At 56.7% G+C, this 16,095-nt stretch carries 12 protein-coding genes; 3 read left to right on the plus strand and 9 right to left on the minus strand.

Annotated features, from left to right (window positions below):
* Positions 1 to 63: 63 nt before the first annotated feature.
* The 3 genes from DYE26_RS12990 to DYE26_RS13000 all read right to left on the minus strand — a co-directional run bounded on the left by DYE26_RS12990 (position 64) and on the right by DYE26_RS13000 (position 3,412).
* Complete coding sequence (locus tag DYE26_RS12990; protein ID WP_036624448.1) at positions 64 to 1,572, minus strand: DUF4179 domain-containing protein; 1,509 nt, start codon at positions 1,570 to 1,572, stop codon at positions 64 to 66.
* The gene (locus DYE26_RS12995; protein ID WP_036628502.1) at positions 1,553 to 2,131 is read right to left on the minus strand and encodes an RNA polymerase sigma factor; all 579 of its coding nucleotides are present in this window, start codon (positions 2,129 to 2,131) and stop codon (positions 1,553 to 1,555) included. The genes DYE26_RS12990 and DYE26_RS12995 overlap by 20 nt, the downstream gene beginning before the upstream one ends.
* Positions 2,132 to 2,332: 201 nt before the next feature.
* On the minus strand, positions 2,333 to 3,412 hold the full coding sequence (locus DYE26_RS13000; RefSeq protein WP_036624450.1) for a GIY-YIG nuclease family protein: 1,080 nt from the start codon (positions 3,410 to 3,412) through the stop codon (positions 2,333 to 2,335).
* Positions 3,413 to 3,661: 249 nt separating this feature from the next.
* On the opposite strand from DYE26_RS13000, the gene fdhD reads away from it, so the two are divergent.
* The 3 genes from fdhD (at position 3,662) to hydG (ending at position 7,377) form a co-directional block, all read left to right on the plus strand.
* A complete protein-coding gene (gene fdhD, locus DYE26_RS13005; protein WP_036624454.1) occupies positions 3,662 to 4,480 on the plus strand; it encodes a formate dehydrogenase accessory sulfurtransferase FdhD in 819 nt (272 codons plus the stop codon).
* Between the two features lie 396 nt (positions 4,481 to 4,876).
* A complete protein-coding gene (hydE, locus tag DYE26_RS13010; protein ID WP_082208080.1) occupies positions 4,877 to 5,908 on the plus strand; it encodes a [FeFe] hydrogenase H-cluster radical SAM maturase HydE in 1,032 nt (343 codons plus the stop codon).
* Positions 5,909 to 5,961: 53 nt separating this feature from the next.
* The gene (hydG, locus tag DYE26_RS13015) at positions 5,962 to 7,377 is read left to right on the plus strand and encodes a [FeFe] hydrogenase H-cluster radical SAM maturase HydG (protein ID WP_036624456.1); all 1,416 of its coding nucleotides are present in this window, start codon (positions 5,962 to 5,964) and stop codon (positions 7,375 to 7,377) included.
* Positions 7,378 to 7,930: 553 nt separating this feature from the next.
* Here the strand turns inward: hydG and DYE26_RS13020 are convergent.
* From DYE26_RS13020 to DYE26_RS13045, 6 genes are all read right to left on the minus strand, one after another.
* Complete coding sequence (locus DYE26_RS13020; RefSeq protein ID WP_036624459.1) at positions 7,931 to 8,512, minus strand: 4Fe-4S dicluster domain-containing protein; 582 nt, start codon at positions 8,510 to 8,512, stop codon at positions 7,931 to 7,933.
* Complete coding sequence (locus tag DYE26_RS13025; protein ID WP_082207872.1) at positions 8,509 to 9,993, minus strand: [FeFe] hydrogenase, group A; 1,485 nt, start codon at positions 9,991 to 9,993, stop codon at positions 8,509 to 8,511. The genes DYE26_RS13020 and DYE26_RS13025 overlap by 4 nt, the downstream gene beginning before the upstream one ends.
* 42 nt (positions 9,994 to 10,035) lie before the next feature.
* Complete coding sequence (locus DYE26_RS13030; protein WP_051985599.1) at positions 10,036 to 10,734, minus strand: 4Fe-4S dicluster domain-containing protein; 699 nt, start codon at positions 10,732 to 10,734, stop codon at positions 10,036 to 10,038.
* 80 nt (positions 10,735 to 10,814) lie between these two features.
* Positions 10,815 to 12,950: a formate dehydrogenase subunit alpha gene (gene fdhF, locus DYE26_RS13035; protein ID WP_036624461.1), complete on the minus strand. Its 2,136-nt coding sequence runs from the start codon at positions 12,948 to 12,950 to the stop codon at positions 10,815 to 10,817.
* Positions 12,951 to 13,097: 147 nt separating this feature from the next.
* Entirely contained in the window at positions 13,098 to 13,451 is a 354-nt protein-coding gene (locus DYE26_RS13040; protein WP_036624464.1) for a Na-translocating system protein MpsC family protein, read from the minus strand.
* Positions 13,452 to 13,703: 252 nt separating this feature from the next.
* On the minus strand, positions 13,704 to 16,001 hold the full coding sequence (locus DYE26_RS13045) for a glycosyl hydrolase family 18 protein (RefSeq protein ID WP_082207874.1): 2,298 nt from the start codon (positions 15,999 to 16,001) through the stop codon (positions 13,704 to 13,706).
* Between the last annotated feature and the right edge of the window lie 94 nt (positions 16,002 to 16,095).

Here is a 16,095-nt window from a genome sequence, read left to right on the forward strand (position 1 = left end):
GAACACGTGCTCTATGAATATGGCGGTGAATTATGGCGTTTTTTTCTCGGCCTGCCCTTTACGTCATGGCTCTAAATCAATCTCAAGCGTCTTATCCACCGGAACGGGATCCGTCTCCCGCATCATGCGAATTTCGTAGGTATCCTGTTTTGGGACCAAAAAGGACAATTCGTACTCCTCTTTCCCCTCGGACGGAATAATCAGTTCCTTTCTTAAGTCCGCTTTTTCCCCGTAATACTCTTTCCAAAGCTCAGGGGACTTCTCTTTATCCGGGCGCAACGAAGGAATTTCAAAATGGATGCTCATGCGATTCTCCGCTTTTTGCAGTACTTTAAGCTTTAACCAACCGTCTTCATACCGCGCCTGCGTAATCGTCATTTCCTTGCCTTTAAAACGGATCGGTTTCGGCAGGTCTTCGTTCAAGCTTAGCGTAAACGTATCGCTTCCCGTCCAGTCCGATATTTCCACAGCGTCGACATGAAGCGTCAAACTGTTCACCGTCTCGTCAAAAAACGGGGAGGAGTTAAATGTCAACTCGATTACGCCCGGCTGAAACTTATCGTTCACGGGCTGATATTTGGTCCGATAGGTGTCCAGGGGATACACCTTGCCGTTATTATCCGTTAATCGTATGACATCGTGCCCTCCGTCTCCGGCCAAATCAAGATCGAGCCTATAGTCTTTGCTGTTATCCAGCCGCAGTTCGGCGTAGGTATTCAGAGGAGTAATCTTGATATTGTCCAGCACCAATCCCCCGATATCCGGGTCGCCAGCAACCTTAATCTGCTGTTTTGCCTGAATGAACCAGTCTTCCACTAATTCGGACGGGGCAAACGGTACATTCATATCATACTCCCGGTCCTCACGGCCTGAAGAGTCATCGCCCACAAAGAGTTTAAAACTTAAAGTGTCGGGATTTCCCTTGAGAAACGCCTGAACTTCTTCCGGGTCCAGTTCCATGATTTCCGAAATAACCAAAATCGGCTCTCCCGTTTCCTGATCGGTGATAATGTCCTCGCTGCCGCTCCCTTCAATCATCTCGAAGTCCAAGTTTTGTACAGCATAATGGTCGGCCGTTCTGTCGAGCGTCAAGCTGCCATCGGGATTTTGGGCGAGATGGTCTTTGATTCCATCCGTTTGAATAAACGCCTTGTACATCAGTTTATCGCTGGTCAGATAGACGTCCGCCAGGCTTACCTTCATATCCCCGAACTGCTGAATCACCGGTTCAAAGGGAGTGTACTTATGAGCGGCGGCGTTTTCTACCCCGTCCTGGCTGCGGATTGCGTCCAGCCAGTCGGCGGCGACCGAAATGCCGGGGATTTGCTTGAGCATGCTGGCAAACGCCGGAGATATCTCCGCCGAAACGAACAAGATTGAAACGGCGGCCGCCCCTGCGGCTAACCCAATAAATAAAGGCTTTCTTTTTTTCGGAAGGGAGGGCACCTTGTTGTTCTCACTATGTAACGCGATATTCCGGGCAAAATCCCTCAGCGATTCTGGGGCCGTTAACTGGTTCAGCGACCACGTCATCTCACTTTTCAAATTCATTTCAATCTTTGTATCCGGCATTCATCATCACCTTCCTGTTTCCGTTAGATTGATAAAGCTTGAGCAGTTTGTGCCGGGCGCGATGGAGCCGGGATTTTACCGTTCCTTCCTTCACGCCGAGCGTGGCCGCAATCTCCTCGATGGACATTTCCTGATAGTAAAAAAGCAGGACCACCGAACGATGTTGAATGTCCAGCGACATCACCTGGGAGAGCAGGCTGTGCTGTTCCTCTTTTTTCAATAGGGCGTCGATCGGCTGCGCCCCCTGATCCACTGGCTCCAAATGCTCCAACCCCTCCGTCATCCTGTTCAGCCGCGAACGCTTCCGCGCCAGATCGATCGCTCTCATGGCGCACAGATGCTTGAACCAGCCGGTAAAATTGCGGATTTCCTTGCCGTTCATAATGGCCCTGTAAGCCTCGATCAAGGCGTTCTGGACGGCATCTTCCGCCAGATGCGACGAGCGCAATATCGCGGCGGACGCGCTGTATACCCGGTCCAGCAGCGGTTCGACCAGCTTGTAAAACGCCTCCCGATCGCCGTTCCTGCAGCGCTCTATCCACTCTTGTTCCTCTTGCATCATTTATCACTTCCTAAAGTTGATCTCGATATATAGGCGAACCCTGTTTGGCACCGGTTCATTTTTTCCCGAAGAAAAAAATAACGCCTCCTTTTGGATTTAACCGGCTCCAAAGAAGGCGCTGTGCAGGAGACTAAGACTAAAGCTTATCGTTCCCGGCCCAAACCGGGCATGGCGGACTTCCCCGATTCCAGACGGTTCTCAAGGGCGAGGGAGAATATTGTCCAATGCCGAGGCGATCCGCAAACGGTCCCGCGCTTCGATCCATTCCTCCGGAACGGTCAGATGCCGGCAGGCGCTGCTCTGCAGATAGCTGTAAATGATCTGCGCTTCATCGATTTCATCGCGGGCAAGCGCGCTGGAGGGCCGCGTCTTCTCCGCTCCGAAGCAGCCGAGCATCGCCTCCGTGATCTCGGCCCGCAGTTGCTCTGCCGCCGTATCGGCAACATGATACTTTTCCCTGAAAAGCACGCGATTCCGCTTCACCAGAAACAGCTTGAACGTCTGATCGTCCAACGCTTCAACGATGGCGAGGCTGCGGTTTTGCACGGTGAATTGGATCATTTTTTCCTTATTCAACAGCAGGCTTACCGCTTGAAGCGAATCCCTGTACCTGGCCGCGGCTTCAAAATCATACCGTTCGGCCGCCGCCGCCATCTCTTGTTCCATAACCTCGTATATACTGCGGTCGCTTCCCGCCAGCAGGGCGATGAAGCGGTCGACAATCCGCTCGTATTCCCGGACCGCTTCACCTCCGAGGCACATGCCCCGGCATAACCCAAGCGAATAATTCAAGCAGGGGGCTTGGCCGACGGAAGACCGGGCGCAGGCGATTTGCAGACACTCCTGAATCTCCCGGACCGCCTCCAGAACGGTGTTTTTGCTGGCCGTATAGGGGCCGAACCACACCTCCCCGGCCTCCCCGCTGCCCGGATGATGGGTGACTTCAATGCGGCGGAAGCCGTTTCCCGGCCGGATGGCGATATAAACATAAGCGAGCGGGTTTTTCATTTTTTTGTTGTATACCGGCTTCCATTCGCGAATTAACCGGCATTCCAGCATTAACGCTTCGAATTCGGTATCGGTCACCCGTATTTCCAGGTCCTTGACGTTGTTGACCAGCCTTTTGATTTTATTGGAATGGGGTGCGGAAGGATAAAAATAAGACCGGACCCGCTGCTGCAAATTTTTTGACTTGCCGACGTACAAAATCCCCCCGTTCCCGTCTTTCATCAAGTAGACTCCCGGCGATGACGGCAGATTTCCCAGCTTGTCCTTCATCTTGGCGCCTCCCCCTCCCCAATCAGCTTGGCTCTTTGAAGTTACCATAAAAACCGGGCGCATCATAGAGGCTGTCCACTGTTTTCCCGCTGCTTCATCATCGGTCCCCAAAGCTGATTTGTGCAAAATGTAACAAACTAGATTGACAATTTTGCTTCCAAAGTGGGAGCATGTAAGAAGCAATATTTTTCAATATTTTTCTATTGCATCCATAAACAAGATTCCTATCAAAACAAGGGTGATGTGAAAATGAACTGGAATCCCCAGCACACGGAAGCCATCATACGTTACCGCGACGGGACCGTCACTGCGGCGGAAGATACCGTCGTATCCGAACAGCCGGTTACGCTCAAAATCAATGGCGAGGAATTCGTGACCCTCGTCTGCACGCCGGAATACATCGAAGACTTGGTGATCGGTTATCTGGCATCGGAAGGCATTATCGAACGCATGGACGACATCATGGAATTGTGGCTTGAGGAGGCGGGCGGCTTCGTTCATGTGACGTTAAAAGAGTGGAACCCCTTGCACCGCCAGCTGTTCGCCAAGCGTTACGTCACTTCGTGCTGCGGGGCGAGCCGGCACGGGTTTGTGTACGTCAACGACGCGCGGACGGCCAAGGTTTTGCTGGACCGGCAGGTGCAGCTTAGTTTTGCCGACTGTTTTCGGCTTATGGACGAGCTGCAGCGGGGGGCCGAATTGTTTCACCGTACCGGCGGCGTACACAGCGCGGCCCTCTGCGATGCCGGCGGGATCCTGCTCGCCCGCAGCGACATCGGGCGCCATAACGCGCTCGATAAAATTTACGGCCACCGCCTGAGGCATGGCATGAGTCCGGACGGGCAAATCATCGCCTTCAGCGGCAGGATTTCCTCGGAAATCCTGCTCAAGGCGGCGAAGATCGGCTGCGCGGTCGTTTTATCCAAATCCGCCCCCACGGCGCTGGCCCTGGAGCTCGCCGAGCACCTCGGGATCACGACGGTCGGGTTTATCCGCGGTCATTCCTGCAACGTATATACCCATCCGGAGCGGATCAGCGGGTGCGGCCCGGAATCGCCGCTGCATTGATTGCATCTTTGGAATCGGGAAAAACGGAATACCTAAGTTGAACTAAAGAATAGAGCGGGAGCAGGCAGGAGGGTTCAATATTCTAAGGAGTAGCGCTTTAGAATATTGAACCTAGGGGAAATGATCCTGAAGAAACTAAAAGCTTTCCGTAAGAAAGCTGCATCGGAAGCATATGCCTGGTCGCCTTTGTGAGCGGATTTCTGCCTTGTATGAATCTACTTAAACCTAGAAATCCGGGAACAACAGCGATCGTAAGCACATTTCACCCGGCTACCCTAATCCGTACAATCTTTTATTCAGCTTATAACAAGCCGATCAAGTTATTGATTTTCAGGATTGGAGGAAACCGCAACGAAGCGAATCCATTCACCCCAAGTCGGAGCGTTATTGGACCGTCTGTATGCCGAGGCTTCTTTAAACCGTCAAGAGCTGCTCGTCGTTCTGCGCCATCTGAACCCGGAGACCCGGGAACAGCTGCGCGCGCTTGCGCACCGAAAACGGCTCGGCATGTACGGGACCAAAGTATATTTGCGCGGACTGATTGAATTTTCGAATATATGCAAACAAAACTGCCTGTATTGCGGACTTCGTTCCGCAAACCGGTCGCTTGAGCGCTATCGGCTGACCCCGGAAGAAATTGCGGATTGCTGCCGGGAAGGGTACGAACTTGGCTATCGGACATTTGTGCTGCAGAGCGGGGAAGACGACTGGTACACGGCGGAGCGGCTGGTTCGCCTCGTCAGCGGGATTAAACGGCGGTTCCCGGATACGGCGGTCACCCTGTCGATCGGGGAACGGGACGACGAGACCTACGCCCGCCTGTTTGCCGCCGGAGCCGACCGGTTTTTGCTGCGCCACGAAACCGCCTCTTCCCGCCTGTATCGGGCCCTGCATCCGACCATGTCGTTTGAGAACCGGCGGGATCGGCTGGCAGCGTTGCAGCGGATCGGCTACCAGGTGGGAGCCGGGTTCATGGTCGGCTTGCCCGGGCAGACGCCTGAGGATTTGGCCGAGGATCTGCTGTATCTCAAACGGCTTGACCCCGATATGGTCGGAATCGGCCCGTTCCTGCCCCATCATGCGACGCCGCTGAAGGATTACCCGGCCGGGACGCTGGAAGCGACGCTCGACATGATCGCCCTGACCCGGCTTTTGCTTCCGGCCGCCTTGCTTCCGGCCACGACCGCGATGGGAACGGCTCACCCTTACGGCCGGGAAATGGCGCTGCAGGCCGGGGCCAACGTGGTTATGCCGAATTTGTCGCCGCTGGCCGTACGCCCGAAATACGCCCTTTACGACAACAAAATTTGTCTGGGCGACGAATCCGCGCAGTGCCGTTTTTGCTTGGAACGGCGGATCGCCTCCGTTGGCCTGGAGGTCGACATGGGCCGCGGCGACAGCCTGAAATCGCTGTCCGGCGCGGTTTGAACTGATTTTTACTAGCTAACTCTATACAAATATTTCAAAAGGAGTGGATCAACATGAGTCGAGTTACCGAAAGCGAACCTGCCCGTTTTATTCAGGATGAGGAGATTGCCGCGGCATTGGACTACGGAAAGAAGGCGGCGAATGACCACGGCATGGTTGAGGCGATATTGGAAAAAGCGATGGACTGCAAGGGGCTGACCGCCCTGGAAGCGGCCGTTCTGTTATACGTTGACGACGACGGCATTATGCAGCGGTTGTTCGCGGCTTCCAGACAGATTAAGGAGCGGATTTACGGCAACCGGATCGTACTGTTTGCCCCGCTTTATGTCAGCGACTACTGCGTCAATCACTGCGTTTATTGCGGATACAAGCATTCCAACACCGAGTTTGAGCGCCATCGCCTGACTATGGAGGAGATCGCCAAGGAAGTGAGCGTGCTGGAGTCGCTGGGCCACAAGCGCATCGTGATCGAGGCCGGCGAAGATCCCCGCCACTGCGACATCGACTATATCCTCGATTGCATCAACACCGCCTACGCAACCAAAACGGGCAACGGCAGCATCCGCCGGATCAACGTCAACATCGCGGCCACGACGGTGGAGGAATACCGCCTGCTTGCGGGAGCCGGCATCGGCACTTATATTTTGTTTCAGGAAACCTACCATCGCCCCAGCTACCAGCATTACCATCCCCGCGGACCCAAAAGGGACTACGACTGGCACACCACCGCCATGGACAGAGCGATGCGCGCCGGAATCGACGATGTCGGCATCGGCGTGCTTTACGGTCTTTACGACTATCATTACGAAACGGTCGCCATGCTGAAGCATGCCGAGCATCTGGAGGAAACCTTCGGCTGCGGTCCGCACACCATTTCCGTTCCGCGTCTGCGCGCGGCGGAAAATGTCCACCTCGACAACTACCCTTACCTTGTCAGCGACCGGGATTTCATGAAAGTGGTCGCCGTATTGCGTCTGGCGGTGCCTTATACCGGCATGATCCTGTCCACGCGCGAGGACCCGGAGCTGCGGGATGAAATCATTAAACTCGGCATCTCCCAAATCAGTGCGGGTTCCGCCACCGGTGTCGGCGGATACGCGGTCAACAAGGACAAGGACGACAACCCGCAGTTTCAGGTCGGAGACCATCGTTCGCCGCAGGAAATCATCAAGTGCTTATGCCAGGACGGCTACGTGCCCAGCTACTGCACCGCCTGCTATCGCGAGGGCCGGACAGGCGACCGGTTTATGCAGCTCGCCAAGTCCGGGCAGATCCATAACATCTGCCAGCCCAACTCCCTGCTTACCTTCCAGGAATATTTGCTGGATTATGCGGACGAAGAAATGCGCGAGCTCGGAGAACGGACGATTGCGGAAAATCTCGAACGCATCCCCCGCGAATCGACGCGCAAGCTGACGGTGAAGCGGCTGGAGCGAGTTCGTAACGGCGAAAGGGATTTGAGATTTTGACGCATTGCAAAAACGCCTGCGGAAGTATCGCATTCCGCAGGCGTTTTGTTTTTTTACCGGCTCTGAGGGCGTTTTAGATCATGGGGAGGTTACTGCTAAACCCTGTTGTGGCTCTAACTATATACCTAGCTTTTTCTACGCTAACGGTTGCCACCCTCGCTTGTTCGGGCGAAAAAGCAGTGATTTCTTTTCTAACGGTTGTAGCAGCGCCTATTTTTCGAAAAAAGACCTTTTCTAAATTCTAACGGTTGTAAGCGTCGTTATTGCCTGAATCCAAGCCAAACAGCCGGATTTCAGTGTAATAAGCGCTATGGCAGCCGTTACAGTTTGAAATCCACGTTTTTGGCACAAATAACGCTTGTGGCAACCGTTAGAATATTGGTGTGACTAGATTTAATGCAACGATAGTGACATAAAACGGGAAATAGGCTCGCGGGCAACCGTTACATTTTGTATCCGCTCGTTTTTACCCGGATAGCGCCGTTCACAACCGTTTAGATTTTTTTTCACACTTTTCTGCCGCTATCCTGATACCGCTTCAACTGTTTTATGGCTAGCGGGCGACCCCGCCAAACAGCTGCAAGGCCTGAGCCGTGGCCGCGCGTTTTTCGGCGACGGATACCTGCACGCGGGCGGGAACGATAAGCTGCAGCGCATTGGTCGGACAGACGCTTACACAGGCCGGCCCGCCGGGGGTGCCCTCGCACAGATCGCATTTGCTGGCCACGATTTTTTCCTTGGGAATCCAAGCTCCAGCCGCGTTATAGCGCAACCCCGCCTGCAGCTGTTTCTCTCCATCGCGATACAAAGGCACCATCTCGATCGCTCCGTACGGGCAAGCCAGCATGCAGGTTTTGCAGCCAATACAGGTGTCTTGATTGATGCAAATACCGTCGCCGCTGCTGGTGATCGAGCCGTTCGGGCACACATTGGCGCACGGCGCATCCTCGCAATGCCGGCATTGCACGGGAGCCGTTATATTTTCCGTCTTCACAACGGTAAGCCGGGGGTAGAACTCCGTCTCTCCGGGCGTTTGCCGAAAAAAATCCTGGTCCGAATGAGCCACCGCGCAGGCCGCTTCGCAAGTATGGCAGCCGATGCATTTATCGGGATCGGCAAGCACAAAGCTGTTCATAGTTTGACCTCCTCTTTAAGGCTTACTTCCTCGGGCTTTCGCCGGGACTTGAAATGGGTATGCAGCAAATGGTGCGAAACGCTGCCCAGCGGCTCGCCCAAAACATCTTCGTACAGTTTTTTGATCCCCGGGTTTTCATGCGCTTTGCGTACAGGCAGCCCGGCATCATGCCGGTAAACCGCGCTTTTCCGGGCCCGGATAGCAAGCTCGCGCATTTGCTCCGTCAACAGCTTCGGCTGTCCCCCGCCGCTGATGCAGCCCGCCGGACAAGCCATCACTTCGATGAAATGATACGGGCAAGTCCCGTCCGCCACCGCCCGCAGTACGGGACCGACATGCTGCAGTCCGGCGACCACCGCCACTTTGAGCTCCAGTTCGCCAACCTGCACGTCCGCGGTGCGAATGCCTTCCTCGCCGCGCACGAAATCGAGCTGCAGCCGGGGAATTTCCTGCTGCGTCAGCAGCTCGTACCCGGTGCGGATCGCGGCTTCCATGACGCCGCCGGTCACGCCGAAAATCGTCCCTGCGCCCGAATATTCCCCAAGCGGAGCGTCGAACGGTTCGTCGGGCAAAGCGGCAAAATCGATCCCCCGGTCTTTAATAAGATAGGCCAATTCACGGGTTGTAATGACCACGTCCACGTCGCGGTATCCGCTGGCCTGCATCTCCGGACGGGCACATTCAAATTTTTTGCAGGTGCAGGGCATGACCGCCACGCTGTAAATGTCCGCCGGGTTCACCCCGGCCAGCTCGGCGCCGTAGGTTTTAAACAATGCCCCGGCCATCTGCATCGGCGATTTGCAGCTGGACAAATGATCGAGCAGCTCCGGAGCCGCCGTCTCGGCGTGCTTCACCCAGGCCGGGCAGCAGGAGGTGAACATCGGCAGCCGTTCCCCGTCCAGCACCCGCCGGATCAGCTCCGTCCCTTCCTCCATCACCGTTAAATCGGCGCCAAAATTCGTGTCGTAAATTCTGTCGAACCCGATCCGCCGCAGCGCGGCCGCCATTTTGCCCGGCGTCAGCGTCCCCAGTGGAAGGCCGAACTCCTCTGCCAGCGACACGCGAATGGCCGGCGCGCACTGTACGACCTTGTGCAGCCCGGGACGGCCCAGCATTTGCCGGACCTCAAGCGCATGCCCGGTGGAATAAGCGGCAAACAGCGGCTCCCGCACACTGGCGGGCATTCCCCGGAGCGCCCGTTTCGCCGCCAGCCGCTCCCGCGCCTCGAACCCGCCGGCAAGCCCGCTTCCCGCCGATTCCCCGGCCGATTCGGCGGCGTAATCTTCGCTATAGTCTGCGGCAAAGGCGGTACACACCTGGACACATTGCCCGCAAATCACGCAGCGGTCGGCGTCGATCGTCTGGGGACTCCCGGCATCGCCGTGAATCGCGCCGACCGGACAAACGAAGGCGCACCGCTTGCAGCCGGTACACAATTGCTCATCGATATGAATTATCGGATCATAGCTAGGACTTGGCATAACTCTACCTTCTTTGCCATTCATATAGTTTGCTTATTAAAGCTAAAACGGCATTGCCTTTAAATCCGGAAACGGACGTACAGTCCGCTCCGGCTTCCCCGTTACCAGGGACAGCGCGCCGACCGGACAGGCGGCCACGCAGGCGGGAGACGCCGCGGCGTCCGCTGCCCCCGGCTCCAGCGTCCGGCCTGCAGGCCGCGATTCCACCGCTCCCGCCTCCATGGCGCCGCCTTGCGTTTGGCCCGCCACTTCGGCCCATGTGTGCAGCGGCGCACAGCTTTGGCACAGGTCGCATTTGCTGGCGACCAGCCGCGGCTTGGGCTCCGCGCCGCGTTCGGTATGCGCCGAAAGTCCGCTCTGCAGCACTTCCCGGCCGTGCGCATACGATTTGACCAGCGCGATCGCGCCAAACGGACAAGCCAGCGCACAAGCCTTGCAGCCGATGCAGCGCTCCTCGTCGATCAGAATGGCGCCGTTTTCCTGGCGGATCGCCCCTACCGGGCAAGCCGCCGCGCAGGGTGCGTTTTCGCAATGCCGGCACTGCACCGGCGCTGCGGAGCGCCCCGCCTTCGTTACGTACAACCGAGGAATTACCGGAATCGTAATCGTTCCGACGGCGGCGCTCACTCCGTTCTCCCGGTTATGCACCGCAAAGCAGGCCAGCTCGCAGGCTTTGCAGCCGATACATTTGCCGGCGTCCGCGATGACGAACGGATTCGCCTCCATTTTTCCGGTGCCCATATGCTCCTCTCCTTTCCAAAAGCGCAAGCGCCGGCCGCGTTTCATCGCCTCGCCCGCGCTTGCACGCTGAACTCGTACGCTTAAACCGTGACGTGCATCTGCTTGCGGAGCTCCTCATATTGCTGCCGGACCTCCTGTTCGGCCCGTTCCTGATCGGCGATCCGCTCCAGCTTAATGGCGCAGAATTTATACTCCGGCGTTTTGGATACCGGGTCCAGGAAATCGCCGGTCAGCTCATTGCAAGCTCCGATCCAGTAATGGTAGGTCATGTACGTGGCGCCGGGTTTAACCCGGTCGCTGATTTGCGCCCTCGACACGACCCGCCCCCGCCGGGACACCACCCGCACCAGTTCCCCGTCACGCACCTGCAGCGCCGCCCCGTCCTCCGGGCTGATTTGGATAAAGCCCGGTTCATCGGACAGGCGGCTGAGCGCGCGGCAGTTTCCGGTCATCGTGCGCACCGAATAATGCCCCACTTCGCGCACCGTGGACAAAGTGAGCGGGTAGTCCGCGTCCGGCAGCTCCTGCGGGGCCCGCCATTCACAGACGAACAGCCGCCCTTTGCCGCTGGGCGTGCTGAAGCGGTTGCCTTCGTACAGGAACGGCGTCCCCGGATGATCGTCGGACGGACAAGGCCACTGCACGCTTCCCTGCTCCTCCATCTTCCGGTAGCTGGCGCCGGCAAATTTCGGGCACAGGCTGCGCATTTCATCCCAAATTTCCTCCGTGTTGCGGTAGGACATCGGATAGCCCATCGCCGTGGCCACTTCGCAAATAATTTGCCAATCCGGCTTGGCTTCGCCCTGCGGCTCCACCGCTTTGCGAATCCGCTGAAAACCGCGGTCCGCCGAGGAATACACCCCGTCATGCTCGCCCCAGGAGGTGGCCGGCAGGACGACATCCGCGTGCAGCGCCGTCTTGTTCATGAAAATGTCCTGCACGATCACCAGTTCCATTTCGTCCAGCGCTTCGCGCAGTTCGGCCGCGTTCGGGTCGCTTTGCACCGGATCTTCGCCGAAAATATAATAAGCTTTCAGCTTCTTTTCCTTAAGCACCAGCCGGGGCACCTCCGTCAAATGGAAGCCGACTTTATCCGGCAGACTCACGCCCCATGCTTTCTCGAATTTCTGTCTGATCTTCTTGTCCGTCACCGGCTGATACCCCGGGTAAACATTCGGCAAAGCGCCCATATCGCACGACCCTTGGACATTGTTCTGTCCGCGCACCGGTCCGATCCCTACGCCGCGCCGCCCGAAATTTCCGGTCAGCAGGGCCAGGGAAGCCAGTCCTTTCACGACGTCCACCGCCTGCGAGAACTGGCAGACTCCCATCCCGTACAAAATGACCGCCTTATCCGCCCGCGCGTACTCCCGCATCGCCCGGCGAATGTCGGCGGGATCGACGCCGGCAATCGCCGCGGCGTATTCCGGGGTATATTTTTTGATCCCCTCCGCATACTCGGCGAAGCCCTCCACGTAATGGGAGACATAATCCCGGTCATACAAACCCTCGTGCACCAGCACATGCCCAAACGCGTTGACCAGGGCCATGTTGGTGCCGCCTTTAAGCGGCAGCCATAAATCGGCGATGCGCGCCGATTCCGTTTTGCGCGGGTCCACGACGATCACGGTCGCCCCTTTTTGCTTGGCGTTAACGATTCTTCTGGCGACGATCGGGTGAGTGTCGGCCGCGTTGTAGCCAAAAATCAGCACAAGGCTCGCTTCCTCAATCTCCGGAATCGAATTGGACATCGCCCCGTCGCCCAGCGAATAGCTCAGCCCCGCTACCGACGGGCCGTGGCACACCCTGGCGCAATGGTCGATGTTGTTGGTGCCGATGCAGGCGCGCATAAATTTTTGCATCACATAGTTCGCTTCATTGCCCGGCCCCCGGGCCGACCCGGTCCCCATAATCGCATCGGGTCCGTACTTCTCTTTAATGGCCGCAAGACGCTCGGCCGTAAACCGGATCGCCTCCTCCCAGGGCACTTCCCTTAGCTGCCCCTCCTTGCGGATCATCGGCTTGCGCAGCCGCGCCGTCAAAAGCTGCGGATCGTTCAAAAAATCCCAGCCATAATGCCCCTTCAGGCATAACTTGCCTTCGTTGGTTCTCCCGTTCGCGGGTTCGGCGCCGACCACCTGCCCGTCCTCCACCTTCAAATACAGCTGACAACCGCTCCCGCAATACGGGCAAACCGTAAGCACTTGGTTTCCCATCGCTCTAACGCCACCTCTTTTGTGAATTTTTGCACAAATGTTTGCAGAATGAATGACAGAAACAAAAAAGCCAATACAAAGGCATGCTTGTCACACCGTGTATTGGCTTATTAAACAGCGAAAAGGCAGGCGCCTCTTTCTCTTTAATCAAACCGTCTTATTCAGTTCGATGATAATGGTCCGCTCCCCTTGCCTGTCATGGCTTATGGACCATGAGTAGGTAAAGGGGCCGCCCACCGCATCCGCCGCTTCCTGCATAAACTCGCGTTCCAAATAAGGCTGCAACACTTTCCAGTATTGCTTGACGAGGTCGGTGGCACCTTCTTTCACTAAAATTTCCGATAAGTTGGATAAAACCCCTTTGATTTCGACGGTCGCCTTGCCCGCGCCGTCCAAGTTCACTTTGACGTTCTCCGGCCCTTTTCCCCGGTAGTGTTTGACGATTTTGACCGCAAGCCTTCTGATTCTCTCCTGAGCTTCAAACACCGTGGCAATAGACATACTGAGAACCTCGACAAACAAATGCCTTAATTTGGAAAATATTTCACGTTTTAAATGTTACCCCCGCTAGAAATATTTTGTCAATCCAAAAAAAGGGTGATATCTACCCGTTTCCATGAAATTTCCGCAACTTCTCTGCCAAAACGATGTTATTTCGGCAAAATAATCGCCATCGTGCGGACAGGAAAAATAGCGCAGAAAAGAAGCGGAGCTGCCCCCGCTTCCTCTCAATTTCCTATAAGCTTGTCCGGGTTACTGCAATTGCCACAAAGCAGGCACATTAGCCGGCTCCCAGCCGGCAAGCGAGGTGTGCGCCTGAAGGCACAGATAGATGCCGCCGTTGTAAGACACGAGATCATTAACCTTGTAGGCCGCTCCCGGTTCCCATGGACGAGCCTCGCCATCGCCCGGATTTTCCTCCGCCGTCGTCTTCCCTTGAACGGAGGCGGCCGCGGATACATTCCCGGCGGCGTCTCTTGCGGTTACCTTGAAGGTGTAAGCCGTATCCGGCGACAGACCGGTAATGGTTGCCGAAGTTCCGGTTACATTTATGCTGCCGGTGCCATAAGCAACGGTGTAGCCGGTCACGCCCACGTTATCCGTGGAGGCGTCCCAGGCGAGGTTGACGCTGGTCGGCGCGGTTCCCGTCACGCGCAGTTGTCCCGGAGCGGTCGGCGGCACGGTATCCTGTCCCGGTTCAGGCTCGGGCTGCGGATCGATCGGCCCGTTCGGGCAATCCTCAATATATTTCCACGCGCCATCCGCGCCGCTTTGATCGGGGCGATCCCCCTGGGTCCACCATTTGGCTTCGTAAATTTTGCCGTTGTAAACCACACGCTGGCCGCCGGTATATACTGCGTTGTTATCCCATGCTGCGTACGGACAATCGCTTCCCTCGGCAGTCTTCACCTTGATCGAGGCGGCTGCGGACAGGTTGCCGGCCGCATCCTTCGCCTTGACCGTAAAGGTGTATTCCGTATTCGGCGAAAGGCCGCCGACCGTAGCCGCGGTGCCTGTTACATTCAGGCTGCCCGCGCCATAAGCGACGGTGTAGCCGGTCACGCCCGCATTGTCCGTGGAGGCGTCCCAAGCCAGCGTCACGCTGGTGGCCGTTTGGGCCGTTGCCCGGAGATTGCCGGGAACGGTGGGCGGGGTTTGATCGTCGCTTCCGCCACCGCCGTCATCGCCACCGCCGCCGTCAACGGCCAAATCGCCGGCCAGCTTGTTCAGCAGCGTTTTGTTCCGGTCGCCGCTAAACTCCCAGAACATGGCTCCGCCCAAATGGTTCGCTTTAATAAAACCGCTCTTGTAGCCGATCGATTGTTGATCGTCATAGCTGATAAAGGTTCCGCTGCTCGGATTGAACAGGTAAGGCACCTTGGCGATATCGTTCCAATAACGGGTATAGCCGTTTTTGTTGATATAGTTGTTCTCCAGATCGCTATAGTCGAAAACGCCCTTTTCCCAGGTGCCCGTCGAAGGGCCGGCATTTTTTTGATATTGGCCGTTGCCGGCGGCCGCTGCCCCGGTCCAGCCTCGTCCGTAGAAAGGAACTCCCAGCACGAGCTTACCGGCCGGTACGCCCGCGTTCAGATGCCCGCGCACGCCCGCTTCCACATAAAAGCTTTCCGAGTCCGGAACACCGGCCGCCACCGCCGCCGGATCCAGGTACAGGGGAGCGTTGTGGGCGGTGATGTTCTGCCAGCCGCCATTGAAGTCATAGGTCATGATGTTGATCCAGTCAACGATATCGGAGATCTTGTCCAGCTCGGTGTTCTGAGCAAACGCGGGGGACGCGCCCGAGGCGATCGTCAGCAGATAACGCTTACCATCCTTGGCTCCCGCGGCGTCCAGCTTCTCCCGGGTTTTCTGCAGCAGCAGCGTGAAGTTTTGCTTATCCTCCGCCCGTCTGCTGTTGCCCTGAAGTCCTCCGCTGACCGGATACTCCCAGTCTAGGTCGACGCCGTCAAATTGATATTTGCGGAGAAAATCGACTGCGGAATTGGCGAAGTTTTCACGCAACGCCGGGTCGGCGGCCACGTCCGAAAACCGGTTGGACCACGACCAGCCGCCGACGGAAATAAGCGTTTTCAGATGCGGGTACCGCTGTTTCAGCTTGATCAGCTGATTGAAATTGCCGCGCAGCGGCTGGTCCCAGGTATCTCCGGGATAGCTTTTTTGCGCGTCGATCCAAGGGTCGCCCATCACGATCGTGCCGTTCGGCACGTTGATGACCCCAACCTCATCCTGCGTAGTCCAGGTCTGCGGATTGGGGCCGGTCGGGTCCGGATTGCCGTGAATGCCGTTCCAGGCGATATCGGCGAACGCGTAATTGATATGCGTAACTTTGGAGGCATCGATATCCGAGACCAGATAATTTCTCGCATAGGCCCCCCAGGATGGATAATAACCTACGATCTTATAATCTGCCGCGCCGGCGGCCTCCGCACGATTCTCACCAAACGGGGAAAGCGAAAACAACGGAACGATAAGCGCGGCAACGAGCAGCCATATCCCCGGCTTCTTGAATTCTTTTGCGTGCTTCAACATGATTCTCCTCCTCAATACTGTAAGATAAGATGCCAACGGCCTGCCGGCCGCAAAGCCGAAATGCTTGAAATCCGCCGATCACCTGCCCCCCTGA

Source organism: Paenibacillus macerans, assembly GCF_900454495.1.
Lineage (GTDB): Bacteria > Bacillota > Bacilli > Paenibacillales > Paenibacillaceae > Fontibacillus > Fontibacillus macerans.

Coding starts and splice junctions, on each gene's coding strand:
- DYE26_RS12995 (WP_036628502.1), bottom strand. CDS start 2,131: ATGCAAGAGGAACAAGAGTGGATAGAGCGCTGCAGGAACGGCGATCGG.
- fdhD (WP_036624454.1), top strand. CDS start 3,662: ATGAACTGGAATCCCCAGCACACGGAAGCCATCATACGTTACCGCGAC.
- fdhF (WP_036624461.1), bottom strand. CDS start 12,950: ATGGGAAACCAAGTGCTTACGGTTTGCCCGTATTGCGGGAGCGGTTGT.
- DYE26_RS13040 (WP_036624464.1), bottom strand. CDS start 13,451: ATGTCTATTGCCACGGTGTTTGAAGCTCAGGAGAGAATCAGAAGGCTT.
- DYE26_RS13000 (WP_036624450.1), bottom strand. CDS start 3,412: ATGAAGGACAAGCTGGGAAATCTGCCGTCATCGCCGGGAGTCTACTTG.
- DYE26_RS13045 (WP_082207874.1), bottom strand. CDS start 16,001: ATGTTGAAGCACGCAAAAGAATTCAAGAAGCCGGGGATATGGCTGCTC.
- DYE26_RS13020 (WP_036624459.1), bottom strand. CDS start 8,512: ATGAACAGCTTTGTGCTTGCCGATCCCGATAAATGCATCGGCTGCCAT.
- DYE26_RS12990 (WP_036624448.1), bottom strand. CDS start 1,572: ATGCCGGATACAAAGATTGAAATGAATTTGAAAAGTGAGATGACGTGG.
- hydG (WP_036624456.1), top strand. CDS start 5,962: ATGAGTCGAGTTACCGAAAGCGAACCTGCCCGTTTTATTCAGGATGAG.
- DYE26_RS13030 (WP_051985599.1), bottom strand. CDS start 10,734: ATGGGCACCGGAAAAATGGAGGCGAATCCGTTCGTCATCGCGGACGCC.
- DYE26_RS13025 (WP_082207872.1), bottom strand. CDS start 9,993: ATGCCAAGTCCTAGCTATGATCCGATAATTCATATCGATGAGCAATTG.